Source organism: Secundilactobacillus malefermentans, assembly GCF_008033155.1.
Classification (GTDB): Bacteria; Bacillota; Bacilli; order Lactobacillales; family Lactobacillaceae; genus Secundilactobacillus; species Secundilactobacillus malefermentans.
The window spans coordinates 855,831-868,721 of the sequence record NZ_CP042371.1; the positions used below are offsets into that span (position 1 = coordinate 855,831).

General features: G+C 47.2%; 5 protein-coding genes. 1 reads left to right on the plus strand and 4 read right to left on the minus strand.

Annotated features, from left to right (window positions below; translation table 11 throughout):
• Positions 1–113 precede the first annotated feature (113 nt).
• The 3 genes from FGL90_RS04220 to FGL90_RS04230 form a co-directional block, all read right to left on the minus strand.
• Positions 114–9,368, minus strand: a complete 9,255-nt coding sequence (locus FGL90_RS04220; RefSeq protein WP_147657031.1) for an LPXTG cell wall anchor domain-containing protein — start codon at positions 9,366–9,368, stop codon at positions 114–116.
• A gap of 12 nt (positions 9,369–9,380) precedes the next feature.
• Complete coding sequence (locus tag FGL90_RS04225; protein ID WP_187240442.1) at positions 9,381–10,022, minus strand: KxYKxGKxW signal peptide domain-containing protein; 642 nt, start codon at positions 10,020–10,022, stop codon at positions 9,381–9,383.
• A 333-nt stretch (positions 10,023–10,355) separates the two neighbouring features.
• Positions 10,356–10,943, minus strand: coding sequence for a M15 family metallopeptidase (locus tag FGL90_RS04230; protein WP_010619112.1), 588 nt, complete (start codon positions 10,941–10,943; stop codon positions 10,356–10,358).
• A gap of 127 nt (positions 10,944–11,070) precedes the next feature.
• On the opposite strand from FGL90_RS04230, the gene FGL90_RS04235 reads away from it, so the two are divergent.
• Positions 11,071–11,961: an SDR family oxidoreductase gene (locus tag FGL90_RS04235; RefSeq protein ID WP_147657035.1), complete on the plus strand. Its 891-nt coding sequence runs from the start codon at positions 11,071–11,073 to the stop codon at positions 11,959–11,961.
• Between the two features lie 88 nt (positions 11,962–12,049).
• Here FGL90_RS04235 and FGL90_RS04240 read toward each other — a convergent pair whose 3' ends face one another.
• A complete protein-coding gene (locus tag FGL90_RS04240) occupies positions 12,050–12,868 on the minus strand; it encodes a transporter substrate-binding domain-containing protein (protein ID WP_010619110.1) in 819 nt (272 codons plus the stop codon).
• Positions 12,869–12,891 lie beyond the last annotated feature (23 nt).

Here is a 12,891-nt window from a genome sequence, read left to right on the forward strand (position 1 = left end):
TAATTATGAATTTTTGTTATCTTAATTTTACTATAAAACCATTTATGTAAAGAAGCCACCTGACCTTAAAATCGAGTGGCTCCTTTTTAGCGTCATTTCAAATTAGCTTTTTGTTACTCCTCGTCTTTGCGATTCTTTCGACGTAATCCAAAGAGTGCAAGTAGGCTGGTAAGAGCCACCATTGCAAGTCCCGCTTCAGCTGCCGCATTACCAGTTGTTTCATTGGTTTGTGGCAAACTGTCCTTTGGAGATTTAACGTTACTTCCATTAACGTTACCGTTTGTTGAATCAGCAGTTGCGGCGGCGGAAGAATTCTTACTCCCAGCCTTACTACTTGAATCACTATCGTTTGACCCGGATTGCTTTGCACCTGATTTAGGTGACTCATTATCCGAATTCGTTTCCTCAGTAGCGTCAACCACTTCATTAAATTCTACCGCGTCCGACTTAGTTTCACCTGGCTCACTAGGAGTCGTTGGTGTTCCGCCAGGAGTAGCTGAAGCGTGGTAAACGTCATCGGAAGGATCTAATGGATCAGTGCCATCAAGCTTTTCTTGGCCATCGTTGGTTCCACCACCATCAGTGTCGGACTTAGTTGGATTCGTGCCATCAGTCTTTTCTTGACCATCAGTCACACCATCACCATCAGTATCAGACATAAATGGACTAGAGCCGTCCGACTTTTCAGTACCATCGGTAACCCCATCACCATCCGTATCAGGCTTCAATGGATTCGTGCCATCCGACTCTTCAATACCATCGTTGACGCCGTCGCCATCAGTATCAGGCTTCAGTGGATTCGTCCCGTTCGATTTCTCAGTGCCATCAGTCACGCCATCACCATCAGTGTCGACGTTTAATGGATCCGTGTTGTTTGATTTCTCAGTGGCATCCGTTACCCCATCGTTATCGGTATCAGGGTGGGCAACATCATCGGAAGGATCGAGCGGATTGGTCTTATCGATCTTCTCTTGACCATCATTGGTTCCACCACCATCAGTATCGGCCTTATTTGGGCTAGTACCATCTGACTTTTCAACGCCATCATTGACACCATCACCATCGGTATCGGCCTTTAGTGGATTGGTGCCATCCGACTTTTCAACACCATCATTGACACCATCGCCATCGGTATCGGCCTTTAGTGGATCGGTCCCGTCTGACTTCTCAACGCCATCTTTGACACCATCGCCATCAGTATCTGCCCTATTTGGGCTAGTGCCATCTGACTTCTCAACACCATCGTTGACGCCGTCGCCATCCGTATCAGGATTCAGTGGATTCGTCCCGTCTGACTTTTCGGTACCATCATTGACGCCATCGCCGTCAGTATCTGATTTTAGTGGGTTAGTGCCATCGATTTGTTCCTGCTTATCGTTGACCCCATCGTTGTCAGTATCGGCTTTATTAGGGTTGGTCTTGTTTGTGACTTCAGTGTTATCTGAAATGCCATCGCCATCCGTATCAGTCTTATTAGGATTCGTCCCGTCTGACTTTTCGGCGCCGTCAGTCAGGCCGTCACCATCCGTATCCGATCTTGTGCCATCAGTGCCATCAATTTTTTCTTGACCATCAGTGACACCATCACCATCGGTATCAGCCTTGTTAGGATCTGTTCCATCAACGGCCTCAGTTGCATCTGATACACCATCTCCATCGGTATCGGGATGATTCTTGTAGTCATTAGGATCTGTTGGATCGGTTTTATCCGTCTTTTCCTGACCATCAGCGACACCATCACCGTCTGTATCCGTCTTATGTGGATCAGTCTTATCAGTCACTTCAGTTCCGTCGGTTACCCCATCACCATCAGTATCAGGATTCTTAGGATCAGTCCCCTCTGACTTCTCAGCGCCGTCAGTCAAACCGTCGCCATCTGTGTCAGCTTTATTAGGATCAGTGCCGTCTGATTTTTCGGTGCCATCATTGACGCCATCCCCATCTGTATCAGATTTATTAGGGTTAGTGCCATCCGACTTCTCGGTGGCATCCGTCACACCGTCACCATCCGTATCAGTCTTATTAGGATTAGTGCCATCTGATTTTTCGGTGCCATCTGTTACGCCATCGCCATCTGTATCAGACTTAGTTGGGTTGGTCCCGTCCGATTTCTCAGTGCCATCATTGACGCCATCTCCATCAGTATCGGATTTTGTTGGGTCAGTGCCATCCGACTTCTCAGTGGCATCCGTTACGCCATCCTTATCCGTATCTGGATGTTTGACGTCATTTGAAGGATCGAGTGGGTCTGTGCCATCTGATTTTTCTTGACCATCAGTTGCACCGCCGCCATCAGTATCCGTCTTATGTGGGTCAGTGCCATCTGAAATTTCTGTACCATCGTTAACCCCATCGCCGTCGGTATCTGATTTATTAGGATCCGTTCCCTCTGACTTCTCAGCGCCATCGGTTAGCCCATCGCCATCAGTGTCTGACTTATTCGGGTTAGTGCCATCCGACTTTTCGGTACCATCAGTAATGCCATCACCATCAGTATCTGAGTTCTTAGGATCAGTGCCATCTGATTTTTCTTGACCATCAGTGACGCCATCGTTATCCGTATCTGGATTCTTTGGATCAGTGCCATCGGATACTTCGGACTCATCCGTCACGCCATCACTGTCGGTATCTGGATGAGAAACATCGTCAGTTGGGTCTAATGGATCGGTCCCATCGTCAATTTCTTTCCCATCAGTAGTGCCACCACCATCAGTGTCTGGGTTCTTAGGATCAGTTCCCGCTGGGTTCTTAGGATCAGTTCCCGCTGACTTCTCAGCACCATCACTCAGGCCATCTTTATCGGTATCGGAACTTAGTGGATTAGTCCCATCAGATTTCTCGGTGCCATCGTCGACACCATCACCATCAGTATCGGATTTTGTCCCATCAGTACCATCTGACTTCTCAGTGCCATCAGTGACGCCGTCGCCATCCGTATCGGACTTGTTTAGGTCCGTGCCGTCTGATTTTTCGGTGTCATCAGTAACCCCGTCGCCGTCCGTATCTGTATGAGTTTTGTGATCCGTTGAATCAAGTGGGTCAGTCTTATCGGATATCTCAGTCCCATCAGTGACGCCATCCCCATCTGTGTCGGGTTTATTAGGATCAGTTTCAATCGTTTTTTCTGTTCCGTCAGTCAGGCCATCGCCGTCGGTATCCGACTTATTTGGGTTGGTCTCATCTGACTTCTCAGTACCATCATCAACGCCGTCACCATCCGTGTCAGGCTGAGTCGGGTTAGTGCCATCTGATTTCTCAGTACCATCAGTGACCCCATCACCATCGGTATCAGTCTTATTCGGATCGGTGCCATCGGATTTCTCAGTGCCGTCTGTGACCCCATCATTATCCGTATCTGGATCAAATGGGCTGGTGCCATCTGATTTTTCAGTTTCATCAGTAATGCCGTCGCCGTCCGTATCTGGATGGTCCTGATCATCTTTAGGATTTAATGGGTTAGTCCCATCTGACTTTTCTTGACCATCAGTTGTTCCACCACCATCGGTATCCGTCTTATTCGGATCAGTCCCATCGGATTTTTCGGTACCATCCGTCACACCATCGCCATCGGTATCTGGTTTGGTGCCATCGGTGCCATCTGACTTCTCAGTGCCATCAGGAACACCGTCGCCGTCCGTGTCGGACTTGTTCGGGTCAGTGCCGTCGGATTTTTCTGTCCCATCAGGAACACCGTCGCCGTCCGTGTCGGACTTGTTCGGGTTAGTGCCGTCTGATTCTTCAGTCCCATCAGTAACGCCATCACCATCGGTATCTGGTTTCAGTGGGTCAGTCCCATCGGATTTTTCAGAACCGTCAGTGACGCCATCGCCATCGGTATCTGGTTTAGTGCCATCAGTGCCATTGGATTTTTCAGTACTGTCTGAAATCCCATCACCATCTGTATCGGATTTAGTTGGATTAGTGCCGTCTGACTTTTCAGTGCCGTCATCGACCCCATCACCATCCGTATCGGATTTCAATGGATCAGTGCCATCTGACTTTTCTTGACCATCAGGAACACCATCTTCATCGGTATCTGATTTTAGAGGATCAGTGCCATCTGATATTTCGGATTCATCTGTCACGCCATCGCTGTCAGTATCTGGATGAGAAACGTCATCACCTGGTTTTTTGGGATCGGTGCCGTCTTCAATCTCTTTCCCATCAGTTGTGCCGCCACCATCAGAATCAGGATTCTTAGGATCAGTACCCTCTGTCTTCTCAGTTCCGTCACTCAGGCCATCTTTATCAGTATCTGAACTTAATGGATTCGCGCCATCCGATTTCTCGGTGCCATCATCGACCCCATCGCCATCGGTATCAGATTTAGTTGGATTAGTGCCGTCTGACTTTTCAGTGCCATCTGTAACCCCATCACCGTCTGTATCTGGTTTAGTTGGGTCAGTGCCATCAATCTTTTCAGTTGCATTTGTAACCCCATCGCCATCGGTATCAACGTGGCTCTTATCATCTGTTGGATCTTTGGGGTTAGTGCCATCGATTTTTTCTTGGCCATCCGTTACACCGCCACCATCAGTGTCCGTTTTTAGTGGATCAGTCCCATCAGATTTTTCGGTGCCATCATTAACCCCATCCCCATCGGTATCTGATTTATTAGGGTCGGTGCCATCGGAAAGCTCCGTTTTATCAGAAATCCCATCACCGTCCGTGTCGGACTTATTAGGGTCAGTTCCCTCTGACTTTTCGGAACCATCCGTTAAACCATCACCGTCTGTATCAGTTTCTTTAGGATTGGTACCATCGGTCTTTTCAGTCCCGTCAGAAACGCCGTCACCGTCTGTATCAGGTTTATTAGGATTGGTGTCATCCGATTTCTCGGTGCCATCCGTTACACCGTCGCCATCTGTGTCGGTCTCTTTAGGATCGGTGCCATCGGCCTTTTCAGTCCCATCAGAAACACCATCACCATCGGTATCCGACTTAGTGCCATCCGTTCCGTCTGATTTTTCTGTTCCATCAGAAATGCCATCGCCGTCTGTATCAGATTTATTTGGATCAGTCCCATCAGATTTTTCAGTGGCATCGGTAACGCCATCACCGTCTGTATCTGGATGATCTTGTTTTTCCGCTGGATCAAGTGGGTCAGTCCCATCGGATTTTTCCGTCCCATCAGTGACGCCATCGCCATCGGTGTCGGATTTATTAGGGTCGGTTCCGTCTGATAACTCAGTGTTATCAGTCACCCCATCGCCATCCGTATCCGACTTAAGTGGATCGGTTCCTTCTGATTTTTCAGAGCCGTCAGTTAAGCCATCACCATCAGTATCAGGGTTTGCACCATCCGTGCCCTCTGACTTTTCAGTACCATCGGAAACGCCGTCACTATCGGTATCCGTCTTAGTACCGTCCGTGCCATCAGACTTTTCAGTACTATCGTCAACCCCATCGCCATCGGTATCTGACTTATTAGGGTCAGTTCCGTCCGACTTTTCAGTTCCATCAGTCACACCGTCGCCATCAGTATCAGGATTATTCGGATTCGTACCGTCTGACTTTTCTTGTGTATCGGTCACACCATCACTGTCGGTATCGGTGTGCGCCTTATCATCTGTGGAATCTAGTGGATCTGTTCCGTCAGATTTTTCATCATCATCAGTGGTTCCGCCACCGTCAGTGTCTGGATTTTTAGGATCAGTACCATCACTCTTTTCGGTCCCATCCGTCACACCATCGTGATCTGTATCTGAATTTGACGGATTAGTGCCATCGGATTTCTCCGTTCCATCAGTGACGCCATCGCCATCCGTATCTGACTTAAGTGGATCAGTCCCGTCAAATTTTTCGGTGCCATCAGTCACGCCATCACTATCGGTGTCAGGATTGTTTGCATCGGTACCATCAGATTTCTCTGTTCCATCAGTCACACCGTCGCCGTCTGTATCTGACTTGTTTGGATTAGTGCCATCGGTTTTTTCACTGTTATCAGAAACACCATCGCCATCGGTATCCGTCTCATTAGGATTCGTACCGTCTGACTTTTCAGTGCCATCATCAACACCATCACCATCGGTATCTGACTTCAGTGGGTCCGTTCCATCGGTCTTCTCAGTATCATCAGAAACGCCATCACCATCCGTGTCCGTTGGCTTAGCGTCATCATCTGAATCTTTAGGGTCAGTACCCTCTGACTTTTCGGTGCCATCAGTGACCCCACCACCATCGGTATCGGCCTTGTTAGGATCAGTCCCATCGGATTTTTCTGTTCCGTCAGTCACACCATCGCCGTCTGTATCGGATTTAAGTGGGTTCGTGCCATCGGATTTTTCGGTGCCATCAGTGACCCCATCGCCATCGGTATCTGACTTATTAGGATCAGTGCCATCGGACTTCTCAGTTCCGTCAGTCACGCCATCCGAATCAGTGTCTGATTTATTTGGATCAGTCCCGTCTGCTTTTTCTGTATTGTCAGTGATACCGTCACCGTCTGTGTCTGGATGATCTTTATTTTCCGCTGGATCAAGCGGGTCAGTGCCATCGGATTTTTCAGTCCCATCAGTGACACCATCGCCATCGGTATCAGATTTGTGCGGATCAGTCCCGTCAGATTTTTCGGTGCCATCATTGACCCCGTCGCCATCCGTATCTGACTTCAGTGGGTCAGTCCCGTCCGACTTTTCAGTGCCATCCGTGACGCCATCGCCATCGGTATCTGATTTGAGTGGGTCAGTGCCATCAGATTTCTCAGTGCCATCGCTCACTCCGTCAGAATCTGAGTCTGAATTTTCCGGATCAGTCCCATCAGACTTTTCGGTAATATCCGTGACACCATCACTATCAGTATCAGGATGGTCTTTATCATCCGTTGGATCGAGTGGATCGGTGCCATCCGTTTTTTCTTGACCATCAGTTGTGCCACCACCATCGGTATCTGGTTTTAGTGGATCAGTTTTGTCTGATTTCTCAGTCCCATCAGTCACACCATCGCCGTCGGTATCTGGTTTTGTCCCATCAGTGCCATCGGATTTTTCGGTCCCATCAGAAACACCATCACTATCGGTATCTGACTTCAGCGGATCAGTTCCGTCTGATTTTTCGGTTCCATCCGTCACACCGTCGCTATCAGAATCAGAATTTTCTGGATCGGTGCCATCAGACTTTTCAGTCGTATCGCTAACCCCATCACTATCTGTATCTGGATGATTTTTATCATTTGTTGGATCGAGTGGATCGGTGCCGTCAATTTTTTCTTGACCATCACTTGTTCCACCACCATCGGTATCGGGATTATTAGGATCAGTTTTATCTGATTTCTCAGTCCCATCAGTCACACCATCGCCATCGGTATCTGGCTTAAGCGGATTGGTACTATCGGACTTTTCAGTACCATCCGTCACACCATCGCCATCGGTATCTGGTTTATTAGGATCAGTGCTGTCTGACTTTTCAGTTCCGTCAGTCACACCGTCACTATCCGTATCTGGCAGCGTTGGATCTGTCCCATCAGACGTCTCAGTTGCATCCGTCACACCATCATTATCAGTATCAATCGTTGTATTGATGGCTCCTTTAACATCCTCTGGATCATTAATGCTGTAATCTGATTCATCGGTATCAAGTGCGTCAACCGCCGCATTAACTTTAGCAATGCCACTTTCGTTCAATTGGTAAGTATAAGCGTAGGTCGAGCCATCATTTTGAGTGATTGTGAAGTCATCAACCGTTAAGTTTGGTGCCAATCCATCCACGTCAGTGCTAAATGCAGTTCCATTCGCTAAAGCATCCGTCAACGCGCCTTCAGCTGTTTGGTCAGTTGTGCCAATAATGGTGTTGAGGGTAATGCTCCCAACGACCACTTGGGTTGGCGTTGTAACCGTCACCGTTTCGTCAAGCGCCCGAATGGCATCATCAACATCTTCCTGTGAAGCATTGACGTTACTCAAAATATCAGCGCTAGGATTTAGTGCTTCAAGTTGGGATTTATCCACATTTTGGTAGGCAATCGTTGTGTCGGCACGCGTAACGGTGTTGTATAACCTCGTTGCTTCGTTAAATTGTTCCCCAATGAAATCACCAGCTGCAACACCTGCAGCGTTTAAATCTGGGTCGGTCCAAGTAATTGGGACGATTGTCGTCGTACTTGCCCCAAATCCACCATCAATGGCAGATCTAACCAGTTTGTCGAGGGTATCATCAGTCAAAAAGTTCGATACGGTAGCAACAGCCGTATCAATTCCATCTTGAAGTGTTGTTGATGCTGTATCTAATGCAGCTGATAACGCATCTGATGCAACGCTAAAAATTGAATTTCCCGCAATTGCGTTCATCAAGTTTGATAGCGCCGTTGAACCGGTCGAATTATCCGTGCTCGTCCCAGTAATTCCAGCCAAAACATTGCTTGTTGATGACTCCCAGCCATAAAGGTAGTTCGTAATCATTCCTGAGATGGCGGCTGTCGCTGATGCGTTACTGAACGCACTAATGGTGCCCGTTGCGGCATCGTAGGTCGCATTAACTAATTCGCTAACAGCAACCCCATTTTCCATCAAATTATTTCCGGAAGCGGTCATGTCATTTGCCTGCTTGACCGCATTATTAATTGCCTCTTGATAAACTGACGCAGCGTCAGCAATATCACTTAGTCCCAAAGAACCGGCTAGACTTCCGATTGCGTTAACTGCAGCACCAATCCCAGTAGAGATAGCTGTCAAAGGTTTCGATGCTAATGTATTTAAATTGCCGACAATTGTATCCGTAAAGAAAGATGTAATGTCTTCCATACCAGCGCCATTGAACGCGGTTTTAACAATCGTCTTGCTCGTAATGGTGCTATTGACAGCATATTCTCTGGCAAGGTTGTAATCCGTAATTTGAAATAATTCGCCGGTTGACTCATTTTCAATTGTGATACCGACCCCATCATTGGCCGTTACCAAAAATGTGCCAACACTGACAGAATCGCCAATAAGTGAAGGTACACCAATGGTCGTCCCGTGCTCATTGTTACCGAGCGACGAAACGTTAATTCCTGATTGTTGCGCATTTGCATAGAGGGTTGTCCCTCGTTCTTGAAGATTTTCGCTGTCCGAACTGATTGCGCCTTGGTTGTTGAAACTATCGGTAGCGGGTGTCTCTGTATTTGCTTCCGTCCCATTGAGGATTGCGCCAGTAACGTTGAGATCATCATCTAGGTCATCATTATCCGTCGCTTCCAAATCGGCTCCATCTTTTGCGGTGACGTCGCCGTACTGTCCATTTGCACGGTCCGTGTCAGCATTTGCCTGCTGGATTGTTGCTGAAGCAGTCTCACTGTCACCTAGATTTGCCGTTGCACTATTTTCCGCTTGGGCGCCATTAGAGCCGAACAAGGTTCCTTTAAAAAGCGCGCCCCCCGTCTTAGGATCCGTCACGATTCCTTGTTTTTAAGAATCAGTTTGACTGGTTCCATCTTCGGTTGATCCGTCCCCTAACTCAACGGTGGGGTTGGTACTTTCATCAGTGGTGACTGAGCCATTTCTGACCACGTCACCAGCCTTTGCTGCAGTTTGGTCACTGGTCGCTGTGCTTTTTTCTGAGGTACTTTCAGAAGTTGCGGTAGCTGGAGTCGCAGCCTTCGGAGCGGCTGTGGCTCCTTCCTTAGCGGGCGCATCAGAAGTTAGTGGATTAATATCTGCGCCATCCTTAATGCCATCCCCATCAGTATCAGCCTTCGTTGCATCGGTCCCAGCTGCGGTTTCTTGAGCCGTGGTAAGGCCGTCACCATCAGCATCTTCGTTTGCATCCGAAGCCGCGTCCGAAGCGCCATCAGATGTGCCATCTGAAGCGGCATCTGAGGTACCGTCAGAAGTTGTGCCTGACGCATTTTGAGTCGCATCAGACTGCGTTGTCGCCGTTTGCTCGGTTGCTGGATCCTCAGTTGTGGCGGCGCTTGCGCTATCCACCTGTGCAGCACCTAAAAAGAAGAAAAATGTCGTAATCAAACCAGCTACAACCCACTTCTTACCTGATTTGTACAATTTAAAACGTTCTTTTTCATCCGACTTGACCCGTGTCTTTTTAGACACAAAATTACCCCTATAATTAATCTTCATATGTAGTTATCCTCCCTACAAATACACTTGTTCTGAATCGACAAATCACGAAGCTTCCCGTCGCTTTATAATTATCTACAGCTTAAATCCCACTAAAATTTAAGCCCCATCAAGGTTTCCCCCATGATTGATTAACATTATATTATAGTTCCATGATAAGTAAAGCTTTTAATATCCCAATTTTAGTCCCCACAAAATGGTTTTAAGACCATGTGCTTCCTTTATGTACAGTATTCTAAGATATTATGGCAAAATAATAAGAATCAGGTCGATTAAAGTCGCCTGATTCTCATTATTTTTATCTCCTTAATATTTTTTAGGGTCCACCTGCATAGGACCATACTCATCCGCATCGTCGTCCATATAATCCCACCACTCATTTTCATAGCCATGAAAGCCAGCCTGTTCCATTGCGATTTTCAGGGCTTGATAATTTTTCTCTTGAACGACACTTCTCGGATAACTGCGTTTTGCCTTACCGGTGAAATCATCAAAGTCGCTTTGCATGTCAACTTCATTGCCATCCAGATCCGTTAGTGTCAAATCAAAGGTGACCCCCTTTTCATGACTGTAATTTGGATTGGGCTTTGCCACCCACATCTCGTCTGGATAAACTTCGTACAGTTTCTTTTGGGCATACGTGGGGCGATACGCATCCCAAATTTTGATTCGGAATCCCTGTTGACGCAGTATTTTAGCGGCAATTCCTAATTTTTTAACCGTCCCGGCCCGCGAAATCGCTTGGCTAAAATCATAGACTTTTTTGCCAGTAAAATTAGCCGCGGTTGCGTATTTCAAATCAACAATAATGTCTGGGACCACTTCATGAACGTTAATAAAATCCGGATCCTGTTTGACCGCTCGTGCTTCTGGTAACACGCGTTCTTTACTCATTAATGTTGCCCCCCTGGTTTTCTTCTATTTTACGCCATAAACCGATAAGCAAATAACTATCCGTCCAAATTGGCATACGTTAGACTGAAATTAACGCATCAACACACTCATTTAGGAGGACGTTTATATGACTGAACCCCATCTTCAGGACCCCCGTGAATTGTACTATCGTCATGAATTTCCTGATCAAGATCAAGCAGCCCCCGCTCTACAATCTGAAATGAATCCGCAACCTGATTGTGGCGAGACCAGCTATGAAGGTCACGACCGCCTGTTGAATCGGCGCGTTCTCATCACTGGTGCCGATTCCGGAATTGGCCGGGCAGTTGCGATTGCCTTTGCTCGTGAAGGCGCTGATGTTGCCATTCAATATTTGCCCGGTGAAGAAACCGACGTCAACATGGTCGCAACCTTAATCAAGGAAGCCGGCCGAAAATGCGTCCTGCTTTCTCACGATTTGAGAGATGAAGCTGCACCCGAGGAAATGGTCGCCAAAGCCGTCGAAGAGCTGGGCGGGCTCGACACGCTTGTCTTAAACGCTGCACAGCAAATTGCACACAAGGATATCGCAGATCTTTCAATGCACCAGGTGAAAGACACCTTCATGGTCAACATCATTTCCATGTTCGCCATCGTCAAGGCGGCAGAACCACATCTCCCCGCTGGTGGCGCCATTTTGACAACCTCGTCTATTCAGGGATTCAATCCCAGCCCCCAACTTTTGGACTACGCAACCACCAAGGCTGCCATCGCTAACTTTACAATCAATTTATCGCAACAATTCATCAAAAAGGGCATTCGAGTGAACGGTGTGGCGCCCGGTCCCATTTGGACGCCGATTCAATTAGCTGGTGGCCAACCACAGGACGCGATTCCCAAATTTGGTCAAAACGCACTCCTTGGACGTGCCGGTCAGCCAGTGGAACTTGCGCCGGTTTACGTCTTTCTAGCATCAAATGAAGCAAGTTACGTCACGGGTCAAATTTATGGCGTGACGGGTGGCGAAGCAATCAATTAGTTGCAAAAATAGCACATTCCTCGATAAGTAGAGAAACGTGCTATTTTTTGTTTTCTAGTGATTCTTATAGTGATTGAAGCAGGCAACACTAGTTATTGATATCTGCACCAAAGTACTTCTTTGACAGCTTCGTCAACGTTCCATCAGCCTTCAAATCTTTGATTGCTTGACTGATTTTTTTCTGAAGTTTAGGTGACTTTTTGTTCAAGAGTGCTGCAACCTTAGCAACTGGAACCTTTTCTGGATCAAGCTTTTGGTACTTTAATCCAGCAGTTGAGTTATCTTTTGCATAAACTAACCATGAACCCAATGAGTTAATGGTGGCTTCACCACGTTTTTGTTTGAGCATCTGTAGCGTTGTTGGGAAATCACCATTTGGCACAACGGTTGCACCATACTTCTTGGCGATTGCTGCGTTATCTGAACCGGTTCCTTCAACAAGGCGCTTGCCCTTGATGTCGTTAATACCCTTAATGCTGTTGTCCCCTTTGCGCGTTACTAAGACGTACTGTGAATTGATATAAGGCGTTGAGAAACGATACGTCTTTTGGCGTTCCGGCGTCACAGTGATGTTATTGAGGGCGGCGTCAAACTTGCCACTTCCAACTCCGGCAATCAAACTGTCCCACTTTGTTGGTTCAAATTTAACTTTTAAGCCAAGTTTTTTGGCAATATCACGGCTCAAATCGACTTCAAAGCCGACTAATTTGCCATTTTGACGGTATGAATAGGGTTTAAATGCCCCTTCAAGCCCAACCGTCAGCGTTCCTTTGTTCACTAGCTCTGATTTATAGGTTGATTTTGAACTCGATGATTTATTTGATGAGCCACATGCTGTTAAGGTAACAGCGACTAAAAGTGCCCCTGCTAAAACTGATAATTGCTTAATTCGTTTTGAAAATTTCATAATGTAACTCCCCCTGTGTTGTC

Bases quoted from the DNA above. Each gene is read 5' to 3' on its own strand.
- FGL90_RS04230 (WP_010619112.1), bottom strand. From the start codon at position 10,943: ATGAGTAAAGAACGCGTGTTACCAGAAGCACGAGCGGTCAAACAGGAT.
- FGL90_RS04235 (WP_147657035.1), top strand. From the start codon at position 11,071: ATGACTGAACCCCATCTTCAGGACCCCCGTGAATTGTACTATCGTCAT.
- FGL90_RS04240 (WP_010619110.1), bottom strand. From the start codon at position 12,868: ATGAAATTTTCAAAACGAATTAAGCAATTATCAGTTTTAGCAGGGGCA.